Origin of the sequence: Pseudoblastomonas marina, assembly GCF_034374265.1 — a bacterium.
GTDB lineage: Bacteria > Pseudomonadota > Alphaproteobacteria > Sphingomonadales > Sphingomonadaceae > Alteriqipengyuania_A > Alteriqipengyuania_A marina.
Genome location: NZ_CP139718.1, coordinates 1,070,577 through 1,087,820 on the forward strand (window position 1 = coordinate 1,070,577; position 17,244 = coordinate 1,087,820).

At 64.5% G+C, this 17,244-nt stretch carries 19 protein-coding genes; 11 read left to right on the top strand and 8 right to left on the bottom strand.

Features of this window, described 5'->3' with window-relative positions; genetic code table 11:
• The first annotated feature begins 50 nt into the window (after positions 1 to 50).
• Positions 51 to 1,466 (top strand): PAS domain-containing protein, encoded by a 1,416-nt coding sequence (locus T8S45_RS05170; protein WP_322294925.1) that lies wholly within the window; start codon positions 51 to 53, stop codon positions 1,464 to 1,466.
• Positions 1,467 to 1,483: 17 nt separating this feature from the next.
• Positions 1,484 to 1,813, top strand: a complete 330-nt coding sequence (locus T8S45_RS05175; protein WP_229658111.1) for a response regulator — start codon at positions 1,484 to 1,486, stop codon at positions 1,811 to 1,813.
• Between the two features lie 29 nt (positions 1,814 to 1,842).
• Here T8S45_RS05175 and T8S45_RS05180 read toward each other — a convergent pair whose 3' ends face one another.
• Positions 1,843 to 3,099: a sensor domain-containing phosphodiesterase gene (locus T8S45_RS05180; RefSeq protein ID WP_322294926.1), complete on the bottom strand. Its 1,257-nt coding sequence runs from the start codon at positions 3,097 to 3,099 to the stop codon at positions 1,843 to 1,845.
• Between the two features lie 120 nt (positions 3,100 to 3,219).
• On the bottom strand, positions 3,220 to 4,926 hold the full coding sequence (locus tag T8S45_RS05185; protein WP_322294927.1) for a M20/M25/M40 family metallo-hydrolase: 1,707 nt from the start codon (positions 4,924 to 4,926) through the stop codon (positions 3,220 to 3,222).
• Between the two features lie 115 nt (positions 4,927 to 5,041).
• Here T8S45_RS05185 and rpiB point away from each other — a divergent pair, with 115 nt between their 5' ends.
• The 7 genes from rpiB (at position 5,042) to T8S45_RS05220 (ending at position 9,162) form a co-directional block, all read left to right on the top strand.
• Positions 5,042 to 5,476, top strand: coding sequence for a ribose 5-phosphate isomerase B (rpiB, locus tag T8S45_RS05190; protein ID WP_188641949.1), 435 nt, complete (start codon positions 5,042 to 5,044; stop codon positions 5,474 to 5,476).
• Entirely contained in the window at positions 5,473 to 6,777 is a 1,305-nt protein-coding gene (gene glyA, locus T8S45_RS05195; RefSeq protein WP_322294928.1) for a serine hydroxymethyltransferase, read from the top strand. Before rpiB ends, glyA begins: the two co-directional genes overlap by 4 nt.
• 2 nt (positions 6,778 to 6,779) lie before the next feature.
• On the top strand, positions 6,780 to 7,013 hold the full coding sequence (locus tag T8S45_RS05200; protein ID WP_188641951.1) for a hypothetical protein: 234 nt from the start codon (positions 6,780 to 6,782) through the stop codon (positions 7,011 to 7,013).
• The gene (gene nrdR / locus T8S45_RS05205) at positions 7,014 to 7,490 is read left to right on the top strand and encodes a transcriptional regulator NrdR (RefSeq protein WP_188641952.1); all 477 of its coding nucleotides are present in this window, start codon (positions 7,014 to 7,016) and stop codon (positions 7,488 to 7,490) included.
• Entirely contained in the window at positions 7,474 to 8,211 is a 738-nt protein-coding gene (locus tag T8S45_RS05210; protein WP_322294929.1) for an RNA methyltransferase, read from the top strand. The genes nrdR and T8S45_RS05210 overlap by 17 nt, the downstream gene beginning before the upstream one ends.
• A gap of 59 nt (positions 8,212 to 8,270) precedes the next feature.
• The gene (locus T8S45_RS05215; RefSeq protein ID WP_188641954.1) at positions 8,271 to 8,558 is read left to right on the top strand and encodes a hypothetical protein; all 288 of its coding nucleotides are present in this window, start codon (positions 8,271 to 8,273) and stop codon (positions 8,556 to 8,558) included.
• 118 nt (positions 8,559 to 8,676) lie between these two features.
• Positions 8,677 to 9,162, top strand: coding sequence for a hypothetical protein (locus T8S45_RS05220; protein ID WP_322294930.1), 486 nt, complete (start codon positions 8,677 to 8,679; stop codon positions 9,160 to 9,162).
• Positions 9,163 to 9,175: 13 nt separating this feature from the next.
• Here the strand turns inward: T8S45_RS05220 and T8S45_RS05225 are convergent, their stop codons facing one another.
• On the bottom strand, positions 9,176 to 9,487 hold the full coding sequence (locus tag T8S45_RS05225) for a chorismate mutase (protein WP_322294931.1): 312 nt from the start codon (positions 9,485 to 9,487) through the stop codon (positions 9,176 to 9,178).
• Between the two features lie 232 nt (positions 9,488 to 9,719).
• Here T8S45_RS05225 and rpsD point away from each other — a divergent pair, with 232 nt between their 5' ends.
• Entirely contained in the window at positions 9,720 to 10,334 is a 615-nt protein-coding gene (gene rpsD / locus T8S45_RS05230) for a 30S ribosomal protein S4 (RefSeq protein WP_188641957.1), read from the top strand.
• A gap of 153 nt (positions 10,335 to 10,487) precedes the next feature.
• Positions 10,488 to 11,573: a hypothetical protein gene (locus T8S45_RS05235; protein ID WP_322294932.1), complete on the top strand. Its 1,086-nt coding sequence runs from the start codon at positions 10,488 to 10,490 to the stop codon at positions 11,571 to 11,573.
• 2 nt (positions 11,574 to 11,575) lie between these two features.
• Here the strand turns inward: T8S45_RS05235 and T8S45_RS05240 are convergent, their stop codons facing one another.
• The 5 genes from T8S45_RS05240 to T8S45_RS05260 all read right to left on the bottom strand — a co-directional run bounded on the left by T8S45_RS05240 (position 11,576) and on the right by T8S45_RS05260 (position 17,242).
• On the bottom strand, positions 11,576 to 13,561 hold the full coding sequence (locus T8S45_RS05240; RefSeq protein WP_322294933.1) for an alpha/beta hydrolase family protein: 1,986 nt from the start codon (positions 13,559 to 13,561) through the stop codon (positions 11,576 to 11,578).
• 125 nt (positions 13,562 to 13,686) lie between these two features.
• On the bottom strand, positions 13,687 to 14,403 hold the full coding sequence (locus T8S45_RS05245; RefSeq protein ID WP_322294934.1) for a M50 family metallopeptidase: 717 nt from the start codon (positions 14,401 to 14,403) through the stop codon (positions 13,687 to 13,689).
• The gene (tgt, locus tag T8S45_RS05250) at positions 14,400 to 15,521 is read right to left on the bottom strand and encodes a tRNA guanosine(34) transglycosylase Tgt (protein ID WP_322294935.1); all 1,122 of its coding nucleotides are present in this window, start codon (positions 15,519 to 15,521) and stop codon (positions 14,400 to 14,402) included. The genes T8S45_RS05245 and tgt overlap by 4 nt, the downstream gene beginning before the upstream one ends.
• A 21-nt stretch (positions 15,522 to 15,542) precedes the next feature.
• Positions 15,543 to 16,307, bottom strand: coding sequence for an ABC transporter permease (locus tag T8S45_RS05255; protein ID WP_188641961.1), 765 nt, complete (start codon positions 16,305 to 16,307; stop codon positions 15,543 to 15,545).
• Positions 16,304 to 17,242 carry an ABC transporter ATP-binding protein gene (locus T8S45_RS05260; RefSeq protein WP_322294936.1) on the bottom strand — a complete coding sequence of 313 codons (939 nt, stop codon included), beginning with the start codon at positions 17,240 to 17,242 and terminating at the stop codon, positions 16,304 to 16,306. The genes T8S45_RS05255 and T8S45_RS05260 overlap by 4 nt, the downstream gene beginning before the upstream one ends.
• Positions 17,243 to 17,244: the final 2 nt, after the last annotated feature.

The following is a 17,244-nucleotide window of genomic DNA, read 5'->3' on the forward strand; positions in this document are numbered from 1 at the left end:
AGCCATGTTGCGCAGATTGGAGGGATCGTCATAGCCATGGTGTTGCGTACGTGACCATCAATTTCGAGAGCCTGCTTGCGCACTCGCCGAACCCCTATGTCGTGCTCGCGCCCGATCTCAAGATCGTCTGGGCGAACCACGCCTATCTGCGCGTAACCATGCGTGAACTGGACGATATCGCCGGTCTCTCGATGTTCGAAGCTTTCCCGAGTGAGGGCGAGAGCTACCGCCAGCTAAAGGATTCGTTTGATCGGGTGCTTGCGACCGGTGAACCGGACGAGATCGCCCATATCCGCTATGATATCCCCAACCGCGACGGTTCGACCGAAACCCATTTCTGGAGCGCGACGCACACGCCGATCCTCGATGCCGGAGGCGCGGTCGAACTGATCCTCCAACACACAGTCAACGTTACCGAGCTCAAGGAGCTCCGTCGCCTGCGCGATTCGACCGGTGTGCTCGAACGCGCGCGCACGGTCGAGGAACGGTATCAGGGTGCAGCCGCCGAGCGCGAACGGCTGCGCAACCTGCTCGAACAGGCCCCCGGCTTCGTCGCCATCCTGACAGGACCCGAGCATCGCTTTGCCATGGCTAACGCGGCCTACCGCGATCTCGTCGGCCATCGTGAATTGATCGGACTGACGGTAGCCGAAGCGCTGCCAGAGGTCATCGAGCAAGGCTTTGTCGAAACACTGGACCGGGTGCATTCGGAGCAGGAACCCTATTTCGGCAGGCGCGAGCCGGTTTCGTTTATCGATCAGCTCGACGGCAAGTCGCACGACGCTTTTCTTGAGTTCATCTTCCAGCCGATCTTCGAGCCCTCGGGCCAAGTCGCTGGCGTGTTCGTGCAAGGGCACAACGTGACCGAGGAGGTCGAAGCCGAAGAACGCCAACGCATCCTGATCAATGAGCTGAACCATCGCGTGAAGAACACGCTCGCCGTGGTCCAGGGGCTCGCCCGCCAGTCGTTCCGCAGCGATGATCGCAACCCCGGGCTGCAAGCGTTCTTCGCGCGGCTCGCTACCTTGGCGGGTGCGCACAACATGCTGACCGAGTCGAACTGGGCGTCGGCCGACATTTCCGACATCGTGGTCAAGTCGCTTGCGGCGAGCGTCGGCAGCGAGACCGAGCGTGTGTCGCTCGACGGGCCGCAGATCACGCTCGATCCTCAAGCCGCGGTCGCGCTCGCCATGGTGGTCCACGAACTCGCCACCAATGCACTCAAATACGGCGCGCTTTCGAGCAGCACGGGCCGTATTTCGATCTCCTGGGACGAAGTCGAGCAAGACGAAAATCGCATGCTGCAATTCGACTGGCATGAAAGCGGCGGACCGTCGGTTGAAAAGCCCGAGCAAACCGGTTTCGGGACGCGGCTCATCGGGCGGGGCCTGGGTGGGCGGCGCGATCACGGATCGATCGACTACAATAGCGAGGGACTGCATTGCAGCATCGAGGCCGAAATATGAAACTCGGGGATCGCCTCATGCTCATCCTCGAAGACGAGCCGATCATTGCTTTCGATCTAGAAGACGCGCTGCTTGCTGAAGGCGCCGAGGTCGCCGTGGCCGCCACCAACGATCAGGCACTTGCAAGCATTGTGGAAAAGGATTTCGGGGGCGCCATCCTCGACGTCAATCTTCACGGCGAGACGAGCTACATCGTCGCCCATGCCTTGCGCGACAAAGGCATCCCCTTCGTCTTCGCCACGGGGTATGGCGACGCAGCACACCCCGCCGAACTGGCGCATGTTCCCACGGTGACGAAGCCCTATTCGATCGATGAGATCAGGCGGGCGTTTGCGGCAATGGCTTGACTTCCTTGGGCTTTAGACCCGGAAGGCGATTAGCTTGCAGCGACAGCGTTGTGCCCGTGAACCGCGAAGTAGGCGGGAATGTCCCCAGCCGGGATCGGCTTGGAAAAATAGTATCCCTGTCCGTAGCTAACGCCGATTTCCTTGAGCATTTCGAGTTCCTGGGCGTTTTCGATCCCTTCGGCGATCACGTCGGCACCGATCGCCTTGGCGAAATGGACGATCGCCTTGGCCATCGCCTGCCGCGCGAGATCGGTGTGAATCTCGCGAGTTAGGCTCATGTCCAGTTTGAGCAGGTCGGGGGCGAGGTCGACGAGGTAGCGCAATCCGGCGTAACCTGCACCGACATCGTCAACCGCGATCCGCGCGTGCTGGCGGATTTCCCCGAGCGCGTCGCGCAAGGCCGTGAAATCGCTGACCTGCTCGTGTTCGGTCAGCTCGATCACGACCTTACGCCCCGAATAGTGGCGCAACAGCCGCGCGATCTCGCCGCTCATCACGGTTTCGGGCGAGGCGTTGACCGAGATGTAGGCCTCGCTCCCCGCCAGGCTATCGGCATCGAGCGCGCTCTTGATCGCTGCTAGTTCGAGCTCGAGCCCGCGACCGACCGATTTCGCCTCCTCGAACCATTGTTCGGGGCTGCGCCGGTCTGCATCTTCGAAGCGTGAAAGACTTTCGACCCCGACGACGCGCAGGCTGGACAAATCGTGGATCGGTTGCTGGTAGGTCGAGATCCCGCCTTCCGCGATGACATCGCAGATCTTGCGGTCGAGCCGGTTCGCTTCCTCGTCCCGCACGAGCGACGTCTCGATCATCTCACCGGCGAGTTTTCCGAAAGCACGCAACACATCCATGTCGCGTTCCGATACGCTCCGGTCGGCGGTCCGGCTGAGACAGCAGAAGCTGCCGAACACTTCGCCATTTGACAGACGAAGCGGAACGTTGAGGTGGCAGCCGACCGGCAGCATTTCGGTGATCGGCAGTGCCTTGGCGAACTCGTGATCGGCGGCATCGCGGATCAGCTCGGGCAATCGACCTTCGAGGATGTGCCAGCAGAAACTCTCTTCGCGCGGCTCGCTGAATCCGGGGCCCATCGGAAGGTCGAGCTCCGTGTCGACATACATCAACTCGCGCCGGTCGCCGTCGATATAGCGCCCGACGAAGGCGATTTCGGCACCCAGGTGGGTCCGGGTTGCCTTGAGGATACGCTGGATCGAGTCGTTCTCGATCGCCTCGAATCGAAGCGGCTGGGCGCCATCCGGCAGGGCTACGTGGAGGTCGCCGTTCATGCGCGTCTCCTAATCCCAACTGGTAAAGAAAGGATATAGAATGGTTCGTTCAGCCTCGCGGGATTTTCCGATCATTCGCGTCGGTAAACGGGCGTTCTGGGGCGGATGTCGCGCGATCTATCATCCCGGCTTCAGCGGGGAATAGGCCGCGACGCTAGGGGGAACGGGATCGAAGCGGACCCACAGCGCCACTGCCGTCGCCCCCAGCAACAGGACGATCGCGACGGTATGCGGTTGCGGGATCCGGGGCCAAAGTGGGAGCCAGCAAAGTATGCCGATCGCTGCCGGCAGCATCGCGGCATAGGGCATGGTCGGGCCTACCCCCTGCATCACCTGGAAGCCGAGTGAAAGCATGTATCCGGTCACCAAGGCAGCGACGATGGCGGCTGCCAGCCTGCCCCACCGATCGCCCGCCAGGCTTCGCACGGCTGCGGCGATGCCGATCAGCATCACCGGCACGACGATGACATAGGCCGCCGTCGGGGCCATTGCCTGACTGGCGATCGCCAGCAACGCGATCAGCGTCGCGGCACCCGATCGCTGGGCGAAACCGGTCGTCCCCCTGCCCCACAAGGCCACTGCGAGGCCGAGCACCACGAGCAAGGCCATCGTGGTCAGCTTCGGAATCGCGGCGAGCCGGTCGTAATAGCCCGCGCCCGTCCCGGCCCCCGAAACGAGGTTGAGACCGTACAGCAGCACACCACCGACGAGGATCAGCGCGGCCATCCGCCCCACTCCGCTGACGAACCCTCTTTCTGTTCGATCGCGCCGCCACCAGGCGAGAGCGTATCCGCCGATCCCAAGCACCAGCATGACCCAGCCGATCCACGGCGAATAGACGATCGTCGCCAGTCCGAACGCATCGAAAAACACCGCATCGCCCGTTTCCCGAGGAAGCGTTGCGGCATTCGCCAATGCGAGCGCGAGGGCGTGTGTCTGGCCGAGCATCTGGTTGAGTGAACCGCGATCGAGGTTCTCGGGCGTCGAGAGCGGCGAATGGTAAAGTCCAGAGCGACCGATGAAGGCGATATTGAAGGCCGCGTAGCCACCACGGTCGAGCGCCGCGCTCAGGTCGGTATCGTTGGGCAGGACCGAGTAGATATAGGTCGCCAGCGACGAAGTGGACGGATGATCGACCGTTCGGGCGTAGACCCGCGCCACCTCGGCATTTCCGGGCGAGGTCTGGAACATGCTGGCGACACCGCCGCCACCGCGCGCCTCTAGATTGACGATCGAGCCGATCCGCTCCGCCAGCGGGTTCTCGCCGAAGAATTGCCGTGCCCCGACGAGACCGAGTTCTTCGGCGTCGGTCAGCACGACCACGATATCGCGCTCCACCGGGCCCGCCGCAGCGATCGCGCGCACCGCTTCGAGGATCGAGGCCACACCCGCGGCATCGTCCGACGCGCCGGGCGAACCCCAGACGCTATCGTAATGCGCCATCAGCGCCACCGCCGGCAGCGTGGGATCAGCCCCCGGCAGGACCCCGATCACATTGACGAATTCGGTCGGCGTTTCGCTGCTTTTGTCGCGCCAGTAATCGAGCTTGGCCTGCCCCGCCTCGTCGAGCGTGCCGCGCATCGTCTCGACCGAGAGTCCCATCGCCTCGAGTTCGCCGACCAGGTAGTCGCGGACCACGGCATTGGCCGTGCTGCCGGTCGGATGCGGCTGCGCCGCGATCCGTTCGACATGCGCAAAAGCGCGCTGGGTCGACGGCTCGACGGGATTGCTGGTTGCGGTGTCCGGCGCGGGCGGCGTGGTCGCCATTATCGCCAGCACCACTGCGACGACCATCGCCGCCACGAACCACACGACACGCTGCTTCATCGTCCTCTCCCTGTTGCACGCAAGGAGACTGAAAAGGACGCTTGCGTCAATCCACGGTCGAAAAAGGCCGGATGCGGGGTGGAGGGAATCGCCGCGTGCGACTATGTCGGCCCCCATGCGTATCGCCATTGCTTCCGACCATGCCGCCATCGAGATGAAAACCCAGCTACGCGAGTGGCTGATCGAGGAAGGGCACGAAGTCGCCGATCTCGGCCCCGACAGCCACGACAGCGTCGATTACCCCGATTTCGGCTACAAGCTCGCCGGTGTCGTCGCCGATGGAACCGCCGAGCGCGGGATCGCGCTGTGCGGCTCGGGCATCGGCATCTCGATGTCGGTCAATCGCAACCCCAAGTGCCGCTGCGCGCTGGTGTCCGAACCGCTTTCGGCCACGCTCGCCCGCGAACACAACGATGCCAATTGCCTTGCCCTCGGCGCGCGGCTGACGGGCCTCGACATGGCAAAAGCCTGCGTCACCGCCTTTCTCACCACCGAATTCGAAGGCGGGCGCCACCAGCGCCGCGTCGATAAGCTGTCGGAGCCCAAATGAACGTCGAACGGACCGCAACGAAGCCCGCTGGCTTCTTCACCGAGAATCTCGAAACCGCCGATCCGGCGGTCCATGCCGCAATCCGCAAGGAATTGGCGCGCCAGCAGGACAAGATCGAGCTGATCGCGAGCGAGAACATCGCCAGCCTCGCCACGCTGCAGGCGACCGGCAGCGTGTTCACCAACAAGTATGCCGAGGGCTATCCGGGCAAGCGCTATTACGGCGGTTGTGACTATGCCGACGAGGTCGAGACGCTCGCGATCGAGCGCGCCAAGGAACTGTTCGGCTGCAAGTTCGCCAACGTCCAGCCCAATAGCGGCAGCCAGATGAACCAGGCGGTGTTTCTCGCGCTGCTCCAGCCCGGCGACACCTTCATGGGGCTCGACCTAAATTCGGGTGGGCATCTGACCCACGGCTCGCCGGTGAACATGAGCGGCAAGTGGTTCAATCCGGTAGCGTACGGCGTGCGCGAGGAAGATGAGCTGATCGACATGGATCAGGTCGCCGCCACGGCCCGCGAGCACAAGCCCAAGCTGATCATCGCCGGCGGCACCGCCTATTCGCGAGTGTGGGACTGGGCGCGATTCCGCGAGATCGCCGACGAAGTCGGCGCCTACCTGCTGGTCGACATGAGTCATATCTCGGGTCTGGTCGCGGGCGGCGCGCACCCCTCGCCGATCCCGCATGCGCATGTCGTCACCACCACCACGCACAAGTCGCTGCGCGGACCGCGCTCGGGTGTGATCCTGTGGAACGACGAGGAGCTGACCAAGCCGATCAACATGGCGGTATTCCCCGGCATGCAGGGCGGCCCGCTGATGCATGTCGTCGCGGCCAAGGCGGTGGCGTTCGGCGAAGCGCTGCAGCCCAGCTTCCGCGCCTATGCCGATGCCGTGGTCGCCAATGCCCGCGCGCTCGCCGCGAGCCTCGAAAAGCATGGGTTGCGCGTCGTCTCGGGCGGGACCGACAACCACTCGCTGCTGATCGATCTCTCGGCAAAGGACGTCACCGGCAAGGACGCGGAGAAGGGCCTCGATCGCGCCTGGCTGACCTGCAACAAGAACGGCATCCCGTTCGACACCCGCAGCCCTTTCGTCACCAGCGGCATCCGCCTCGGCACTCCGGCCGGGACGACGCGCGGTTTCGGTGAACGGGAATTCGAGACCATCGGTCGATTGATCGCTGACGTGGTCGAAGGAATGGCGCATAACGGGGCCGAGGGCGATGCCCAGGTGGAAGAGCGCGTGCGCGGCGAAGTAGCCGCGCTTTGCGCCGCCCACCCGATCTATCCGGAGATGTGACCATGACCGACCGCGACCCCAAGGACCCCCGCCACCAGGATCACGACCTGCTGCCCGATGCCAAGGCCGAGATTTCGGGCATGGCGAAGCAGGGCATGCAGCACCCTTCGACCAAGCCGGTATTGCTCGGCGCGGCCGCCGGAGCCGTCGCGGGCGCGATCCTGCCCGTGATTGGCCCCGTCGTCGGCGGCTTAGCGGGCGCGGGCATCATGCTGTACAAACGGTTGCGTCCATAGATGCGCTGCCCCTTCTGCGCGCATGAAGACAGCCAGGTAAAGGATTCGCGCCCCACAGAGGACAACACCGCGATTCGCCGCCGCCGCCAGTGCAGCCAGTGCGGTGCGCGCTTCACCACCTTCGAGCGCGTCCAGCTGCGCGACATCACCGTGGTCAAGACCGGAGCCGATGGCGAGGAAGGCCGCCGCCAACCCTTCGACCGTTCGAAAATCGAGCATTCGGTGCTGCTTGCCTGCCGCAAGCGCGACGTCTCGCGCGAAAAGATCGACCAGCTCGTCTCGGGCATCCAGCGTCAGGTCGAAACCGCCGGCGACAGCGAGATTTCCTCGCAGCGCATCGGCGAAATGGTGATGGACGGGCTGCGCCAGCTCGACAGCGTCGCCTATATCCGCTTCGCCAGCGTCTATCGGGATTTCAGCGAAGCGCGCGATTTCGAGGAATTCGCCAGTACGGTCCGCGATGTCGGCGGCGAATAATCAGCCCGTAATCGTGCTCGTCCGGCCACAACTGGGCGAGAATATCGGCAAGGCCGCGCGCGCCATGCGCAATTTCGGCCTCACCGAGATGCGGCTCGTCGCCCCGCGCGACGGTTGGCCCAATCCGGCCGCGGGCCCCGCCGCTTCGGGCGCCGACGACGTGCTCAAAGGAGCGAGGGTGTTCGACAGCCTTGGCGAGGCTGTGAGCGATTGTGCGCATGTCTATGCCACCACGGTGCGCAAGCGCGGGGTGACCAAGCCAGTCGTCACGCCAGAAGAGGCCGCGCACGCGATCCATGCCGACAGCGGGCGCAGCGCGCTGGTGTTCGGACCCGAGCGTTCGGGGCTCGAGACCGATGACGTTGCGCTCGCCCGGACGATCCTGACCGTGCCGATCGACCCCGAGTTCGGTTCGCTCAACCTCGCGCAGGCCGTGATCCTGTGCGCCTACGAATGGTCCAAGAACGCCGAAGGCCTGGTGCAGCCGACACATGAAGACGCCCTGCCCCCGGCCTCGCAGGAAGAGTTCGACGGTATGTTCGAGCAACTGGCCGCGATGCTCGAGCCGCGCGGCTATTTCCTCCCGCCCTCGCGCGCCGATGCGACCCGGCGGACCTTGCGCACGATGCTGACCAAGCCGGGCTGGAACCATCTCGAGGTGCGGACCATGCGTGGTGTTTTGTCCTCACTTTCCAAAGATAAACGCCCAACCGACGGGTGAAGGTTTGACGCTCGATCGCCGAGCCTTCACACCATCACCCTGAATTCAAGGAGTCGCAAATGTCCAAGCTTTCCCTCGCCGTAGCCGCATTCGTTTTCGCTGCGAGCCCCGCTGCTTTCGCCGCGCAGGCCAACCCCGAACAGGAAAGCGAGCAGGAAGTCGCCGCTACCAAGGAAAAGCAGGACTCCGAGAAGCGCGAAGCCGACGAGGCGGACCAGAAGAAGATCTGCAAGCGGATCAAGAACATGGGGAGCCGGTTCAGCCAGAAGGTCTGCATGACGCGGGCCGAATGGGACGCCGAACGTCGCGGCACGCAGGATTCGATTCGCGATAGCAAGCGCGACTGATCGCGGGACTTTGCGGGATCAAGCGCTCCATGCGCGAATTCGTCATCAATTGACGGAGCGATGCTATAAGCGCATCATTAACGGGAATTAACCGGAGATTTTGTCACTGGAGATTCCCATGCGCCAATTCCGCCTCCCCGTTCTCGCCCTTCTCTTCGCCACCCTGCCTGCGCTGGTGGCGGCGCCAGTCGCCGCATTCCAGAGCGCGCCGCAGGATGCTCCCGCCGCAGAAGAAGGCCAGCCGTCGACGACGGTAGCCGGAGATGAGCCGACGGAGACCGAGGCTGTCGCGCAGGCCGACGGTGACACGGCGACCAAGCCGGATCAGAAGCTTGTCGTGTCGGGCGAGAAGGAAAAGACGGTCTGCCGCAACGTGACCGCTGTCGGATCGCGCGTCCCGCAGCGCGTCTGCCGGACCATGTCGACGGCCCGTGAGGACCGGTTGGCAACGCGCGAGGTCATGCAGGAGCTGCAGCAGGACGGGGCACCGCTCGGCGAAAACGATGTGCTTTACAGCGAAGCGGCTTCCAGAGTGGGTAACGAAAGCCAGGATCGAGATGCGGCGCCCAGATTGTTGACGAACAGGCCGGATCTGACAGACTGAAGGAAACCGCGGGTCAGCCGCGCGTCTGATCGAATTCGTTGAATTCGTAGGCGATCGACGCCTCGACCAGACGATCCCAGATATCCTCCAACGGGGCCTCGGGGAGCCCGGCATTGCGGGCATCGGCCACGGCGTTTTCAATCACTTCGCGCTTACGCGCCTCGTCGCGCACCGCGCTGCGATCGGGCTTGATTCGGGCGGCTGCGCGCATGTAGCCGAAGCGCCGTTCGAGCAGCGCCATGATCTGGCGGTCGGTCGCATCGACCCCGGCGCGCACTTCGGGCATCGAGGAACAGTCCTCGGGGAGTTTGATTGCGTCGTTCATGGCGCCCCCCCCTGCCCCGTGCGGCCTCGCCTGTCGAGACTTGACCGGTCGCGCTTTCTTGCTAAATGGGCGCCTCGCTTCGCGCGACTTCCATTAAGTCGAACGAATTTGGCCCCGCACCCCGGTGAAGCGGTGGCCGCGTCAGGGATTGAGCCCTGGCGGTGCGATGCCGGGTTGAATGGCCAGCAGGGGAATCGTCCTTGGGCTGGTCCGCAACTTTTGGAGAAGACTCATGTCGAAGCGCAAGAGCGCCAAGTACAAACTCGACCGCCGGATGGGCGAAAACATCTGGGGTCGCCCGAATTCCCCGGTCAACAAGCGTTCCTACGGTCCCGGCCAGCACGGCCAGCGCCGTAAGGGCAAGATGTCCGACTTCGGCCTGCAGCTCCGCGCCAAGCAGAAGCTCAAGGGCTATTACGGCGACGTCACCGAGAAGCAGTTCAAGGCGACCTACAAGAAAGCCGCCGCGATGAAGGGCGACACCGGCCAGAACCTGATCGGCCTGCTCGAGCAGCGCCTCGACATGGTCGTCTACCGCGCCAAGTTCGCCCCGACGATCTTCGCCGCGCGCCAGATCGTCAATCACGGCCACATCAAGCTGAACGGCGTGAAGACCAACATCCCCTCGGCCCGCGTCAAGGTCGGCGACGTGATCAGCCTCGGCGACAAGGCCAAGGATATGGCGCTGGTCATCGAAGCGCAGAGCCTGCCCGAGCGTGAAGTGCCCGATTACGTCGTCGCCGAAGGCAACGACGCGGTGACCTTCACCCGCGTGCCGAAGCTCGACGAAGTGCCCTACCCGGTCACGATGGAACCGAACCTGGTCGTCGAATTCTATTCGCGCTGATCGGTTTTCCAGCCAGATGTTCGAAAGGGCGGTCCCGCGGGGCCGCCCTTTTCGTTTGCGAGGTCGCACCGGCTATTCGTCAGAAAGTGTGGGTTTACCCCGCTTGCGCCAACTGCAAGGTTTTCCCTGCTCGAATTACGAGGGGAGAGCACATTGACCGCAATCCATTCTTTCATCACGCGAATTGCGCTGGCTATCGCTGCACTGGGTTTTTGGGCTCCGGCGCACGCACAGACGCTGCCGACCGACATAGACGCGGTATTCACCGATCCCGATATCCAGCGCTACCCGGTCTATTACGCCCGGACGCCGGCCGATTCGGCCGAAGCCGTGCTCGCGGCGCGCGATATCGTCGGCGACAAGAGCGAGGCGGCGAAGAAATACGGCGGCTTTCCGTTCACCAGCCGCACGCTCTCGGACGATGGGATCGAGGGCACGCCGAGCTACTGGCTCGCCAATTTGCCGGCCGAGGTCGACGGGGTCGAGCTCGTCCTCAAGTTTCGCGGCATCGACATCGCCGACCGGCGGCACAACCCGCTCCAGTTCATGCTCGGCAACAGCCCCGATGGCTATCTCTGGCTGGGAATCGACCAGGAAGGAGAGATGTTGATCTCCAAGCGCACCCGCGAAGGCTGGGACGATTACGTCGAGGCGGGCGAGTTTCCCGCAACGATCGACTGGGCCGCCGACAACGAACTCCATGTCATCTGGCTCGAATCGGGGCGCTATTTCGTTAAGCTCAATGGCAAATCGCTTTTCAGCGGCGATGCGCGCGGGGCGATCCCCGCCGATGTACCGTTGATCGGGCGCAGCAACCGGATGGTCGTCCGCGGCGAAATCGCGTTCGAGGAAATCCTGCTCAACCAGTTGATCGTCGCCGACGGCGAAGATTCCGACCCGATGCCGCCGGGGCTCACCTTTGCCGAAGTGCTCCAGCTGGCCGATGCCGCCTTCGCCGGCGAGGAAACCGCTGCGACCCGCGCATTCTATATCTCGCAGGAACTCGACCTGCGCGAACGCGCAGCGCTCGCGCTCGGCGCGGAATCAGGTGCCCCCGGCCTTCCCGGTGGCCTTGTCATGACGCTCAAGGTCGGCCCGGACGGTCGGGTCTACCGGGTCGAAGGGGCGAATGCGGGCGCGCTGTCGCCGGTCAATCCCGGTCTCGCCGCGATCGCAGCCCGCCTGCCCGAAGGCTGGCGCTACGATCGCGAACGCGAATGGCTGGTGCCGCCCCGCTGAGCTCAGTCGCCCAGCGCCTCGGACAGGAAGCCGTCGATCGCGAGCAGCATCTTCTTGCGCGCCTGGCTGTCGCGGATGCCGTGCTCGAGCCCTTCGAACTCGATATAGGTGACCGGCTTGCCGGCGTCCTCGAGCCTGTCTTCCATCTTGCGCGACTGGTTATGCGACACGTTCCTGTCGAGCGTCCCGTGCACCAGCATAACCGGTGCGGCAAAGCGATCGGCATGTCGCGCCGGGCTCCCCGCCTCGATATGCGGGCCGTCGCCGACGAAACGATCGACCAGGATCGAATGGGTGTAGGGCTGCGCTTCGCGGCGCAGGTCCTGCAGGTCGGTGACCGGCGCGATTGCCACCACCGCATTGTAAAGCTCGGGATCTAGCACCTGCGATTGCAGCGCCGCGTAGCCGCCATAGGACCATCCGGCGATCGCGAGCTTGTCCGCGGATGCGATTCCCTCGGACACCAGCCAGCGGCCCGCGTCGTTGACATCGCCCACCGCGGTTTCCCAAGCCTTGAAGCCGTTGCGGCCGAACCACGCCTGACCATAGCCCGCCGAGCCACGATAATTGGGTTGGAGCACGGCATAGCCGCGCGCCACGAAGAATTGCACCAGCCAGTCGAAGCCCCATTCGTCGCGGGCGCTGGGCCCGCCATGCGGCAGCACGATCGCGGGCAGGCCCTTTCCATCTGAGCCCGGCGGCAAGGTGAGGTACGCGGGAATCTGGGTGCCGTCCCGGGCGGGAAAGGTGACTGGCCGCATCTCGCCCATCGGCTTGTTCACGAGATAGTCGCGCATCGGCAGCAGCGGTTCGAGCTGCATTGTGTCCTTGTGGAACATGTAGAGCATGCCGGGATCGGTGTCGCTCGAGGCGATCAGCAGCAGCTTGCTTTCGTCCGCATTCGCCCCGACGATGTCGACCAGCGGATTGCCCGGCAGCGCCTTCTCGAGTTCGCTCGCGAGCCCACCGAGTTCGCTGTCGAAATACTCGACCGCGCGTTTCTCGGTCGCATAGCTCGCGCCGACGACGCGGCGCTTGCGACCGATGCGGATCAGGCGGTCGACGTCGACGTCGTCGCGCATCATCACGACGCGTCCTTCACCGCTACCGTCGAGCTTGACCTCGACGATCGCGTCGTAGCCGCCGATGGTATCCCACCCGTAGACCACGTTGCGTTTCGAATCGACGGCGGCCGGCACGAAGTCGGTTCGTTCCTTACCGTCGATCGTCACCTGTTCGAATTCGCGCCAGCCATCGTCTCCGGCGGGGCGGTAATAGTACATCCGACGGCCGAGGAGCGTCCCGTCGCCCCGCCGTGCGCTGAGGACCTTGAGCCGCACGCGCCCCGTCTCGTCGGCGACAAAGGCGCTGGCCTTGTCGTCGGGACGTTCGACGACCTTGCGACGGCGGTTGGTGATGTCGACGGCATCGACCCCGAGGCCGGATTCCTCGTTTGCGAGACGCGTGCCGACGGTCATCTCGGGCACGTAGTCGCGGGTCATGAGAATGTTGTTTTCCTCGCCGGGGACGTCGAGCGCGACGATCGAGCCGCCATCCTGCCGGAACCCGAGCGCGCGAAAGCTGCGGCTCTGGGTAAGTACCTCGATATCGCTGCCGTCTTCATTGAAGGAGAAGATGCGCGAGAACCACAGGAGGGCCCCGTCGTCGCGCTCGACCGCTCCGTCGAGCTCGCACACGAGCCGTACTTCGGTGGCCCAGTCGCAGGACGTGATATCTCCGTTCTGCTCGGTGTTGCGCATGATGCTCTGCATCTCCGCGCCGCCGGCGAGGTCGATGACCTTCACCACCTCGCCATGGGTGGAATCGGGCGCGACGATCGCCAGCTTGTTCCCCGAAGGCGAGAGGCTGATGTCGAGGATCGACGGTCGCGAACCGTAACGCGCGGCAAGTTCTTCGGCATCCTGCGCAGCAACAGGCGTGACGATGGCAGCCGCAGTCGCGGCCAGAATGGCTTTGCAGATTTTCATGAGTTTCCCCGACCCAATTCCCGTTTTACCGGGCGAGCTTAGCGAAACACGGATCGATTGGAAGGGCCTGATAACGACGGCCTATACCGGCGGTTAACACTACTTTCGCAACAAGGCGCGAAGCCTCACCGGAGCGCGCGCCGCAGGCTCCACCACAGCAGCAGCGCTATGCCGAGGCTGATCGCGCCGCCCCAGAACCAGTAGGGCAGGACCAGCGCATCGGCGATCACCTGCGTGTCCGAGCGCTGCGAGATTCCGCCGACCACGCCGCCGGCGGTGAAGAGATAGCCGAGATGCTGCCAGGTGCTGATCGCGGCCTCGACGCCGAGCACCTGGACGCCGAAGCGCGACCAGTCGCGCGAACCCTTCCACGCGAGCGCGAGAAGGGCCGCCCCGAACGGCGCGAGCACGGCGAGGCCGACCAGGCTGCGCACCCAGATCAGGCAGGATAAGAGCAGCGACGCGCCGAGGATCGACAGTGCGATGCGGCTGGACTTCGCCGTGCGCGAGGCAAGGATCAGCCCGGCGCCCGCAAGCGGCGGCCCGAGCGGCCCGCCCGCAGCCACCAGCGCATCGGCAAAGCGCGATTGGTCCACCGGCGTGCGCGACAGCGACTGGCCCGACCCGTCGGCATAGATCACCAGCCGTTCGAATTCCGACCCGGTGAGCATGCTCGTCAGGCCATGGCCCATTTCATGAAACCAGGTCGCGAGAATGGTGAAGGGATAGAGCACGATGCTGCCGATCGCGGTCTGCCACAATAGCAGCGAGAGCAGCCCGATCACCACCAGCAGGCCCGCACGCTGTTCGCGTGTCTGCCGACCGATATCGAACCGCGTCACTTGCAATAATCCCGCCGGAAGTCGGACGCGAAGGTCGCGAAACGCCCCTCGCCGATCGCATCGCGCATCGCCTGCATAAGCTGCTGGTAGAAGGCGATATTGTGCTCGGTCATCAGCATCGCGCCGAGGATTTCGCCCGATTTGACGAGGTGGTGGAGGTAGGCGCGGCTGTAGGTGCCGCAGGTGTCGCACGAACAGCGATCGTCGAGCGGATCGGTATCCTCGGCAAAGCGGGCATTGCGCAGATTGATCGGACCGTTCCAGGTGAACGCCTGGCCGTTGCGGCCCGAACGGCTCGGCAGCACGCAATCGAACATGTCGACCCCGCGCTCGACCGCACCGACGAGATCGTCGGGCTTGCCGACACCCATCAAGTAACGCGGACGGTCCTGCGGAAGCTGGCCGGGCGCGAAATCGAGCGTCGCGAACATTGCCTCCTGCCCCTCGCCCACCGCAAGCCCGCCGATCGCATAGCCATCGAAGCCGATCTCTGTGAGCGCCTCGGCGGAGCGCTGGCGGAGCTTCTCGTCGAGCGCGCCCTGCTGGATCCCGAACAGCGCCGCGCCCTCGGCATGCTCGCCCCCGGCATCGAAGGCATCGCGACTGCGCTTGGCCCAGCGCATGCTCATCTCCATGCTCGCCGCGATCTCGTCGAGCGGGCGATCGGCGCGCGGGCATTCGTCGAACGCCATCACGATGTCGGAGCCGAGCAGGCGCTGGATCTCCATCGACCGCTCGGGCGTGAGCATGTGCTTCGAACCGTCGAGATGGCTGCGGAACTCGACGCCCTGCTCGGTCAGCTTCCTGAGGTCCGACAGGCTCATCACCTGGTAGCCGCCGCTATCGGTCAGGATCGGGCGATCCCAATTCATGAACTTGTGCAGGCCGCCCAGTCTGGCGACACGCTCCGCCCCGGGGCGGAGCATCAGGTGGTAGGTGTTGCCGAGGATGATGTCGGCGCCGGTCTTGCGCACGGTCTCGGGCTTCATCGCCTTGACCGTCGCGGCGGTGCCGACGGGCATGAAGGCGGGCGTGCGGATCGTGCCGCGGCGCATCGCGATTTCGCCGGTGCGCGCGGCGCCGTCGGTGGCGTGGATGGTGAACTGGAAGCGGGTCATTGCGAGCTCGCGCCTAGCCCGTCACGCGCGCAGTCGCCAGCCCGTGCGGAATATATAGGCCACGATCGCCACGCACAGCGCGAGGAAGCCGAGCGTGATCGCGAAGCTGATCCAGATATCGACATCCGCGCTGCCGTAGAAGGTCCAGCGAAGCCCGCTGACGAGGTAGACGATCGGATTGGCTAGCGCGATCGTGTCCCAGGGCTGGGGCAACATGTCGATCGAATAGAACGTTCCGCCAAGGAAGGTCAGCGGGGTGAGGAACAGCATCGGGATGATCCCGAGCTTCTCGAAATTGTCCGCCCAGATGCCGAGGATGAAGCCGAACAGGCTGAAGGCCGCGGCGACCAGCATGATGTAGACCACCGCGAGCAGCGGATGCGCGATCGAATAGTCGACGAACAGGCGCGCGGTGACGAGGATGATCGCGGCAAGGATCAGGCTCTTGGTCATCGCCGCCCCGACGAAGCCGATCAGCGTTTCCGCCACACCCACGGGGGCGCTGAGCAGCTCGTAGATCGTGCCGGTGAAGCGCGGCATGTAGATGCCGAAGCTGGAATTGCTGGTGGTCTCTCCCAGCAGCGTCAGCATCAGCAGGCCAGGAATGATGAAGGCGCCGTAATCTACCCCGCCAAGGTCGGGCATCCGTCCGCCGATCGCGGCGCCGAAAACGATGAAATAGAGCGAAGTCGTAAGCACCGGGGCGAGCACCGACTGGAAGGCCGTGCGCAGGAAGCGCATCAGCTCGCGGGTGTAGATCGACCAGGTCGAGCGCCAATTGATCATGCGACCGCCTCCTCACCCAGCAGCGAGACGAAGATGTCCTCGAGGCTGCTGTCGCGGATATCGATCCCGATGTAGTCGATTCCCTCGGCAAGCAGCGCCTTGGTCAGTTCGGCGACCTCTTCCTTGCCCTTCCCCGTACCGTCGCCGCCGCGGTAGCAGAGCGAGGTGCCGTCCTTTTCGAGCTCGACCGGGAAACGCGCGATCGCGGGCGGGATTTCCGTCAATGGCCGGCCGAGCGCGATATGCGCTTCGGTCCGCCCGAGCCGCGCCATCATCGCTGCCTTCTCGTCGACCATCACGATTTTCCCGCGATTGATCACGCCCACCCGGTCGGCCATCTCCTCGGCCTCCTCGATGTAATGGGTGGTGAGGATGATCGTGACGCCGCGCGCGCGCATCTCGTCGATGATCGCCCACATACCCTTGCGCAGTTCGACGTCGACCCCCGCGGTGGGCTCGTCGAGGAACAACAGGTCGGGTTCGTGCGCGAGCGCCTTCGCGATCAGCACGCGCCGCTTCATCCCGCCCGACAGCGCCATGATCCGCTCGTCGCGCTTGTCCCACAGGCTGAGGCTCTTGAGGATCTGCTCGATCCGCGCGGGGTCGGGCGCGAGCCCGAACAGTCCGCGCGAATAGGCGACCGCGCGCCGCACCGGCTCGAACATGTCGGTCGAAAGCTCCTGCGGCACGAGGCCGATGCGCCGGCGTGCGTCGCGCCAGTCGGTCGCAAGGTCGTGACCGAAGGCGCGGATCGAGCCCGAGGTCGGGCGGACGAGCCCGCACACCGCACCGATCAGAGTGGTCTTGCCCGCGCCATTGGGCCCGAGCAGCGCGAAAATCTCGCCCTTGCGGATCGTCAGGTCGACGTCGTCGAGTGCCTTGAGGCCGCCGGCATAGACCTTGGTCAGCCCTTCGATCTCGAGAATTGCGTCCATCG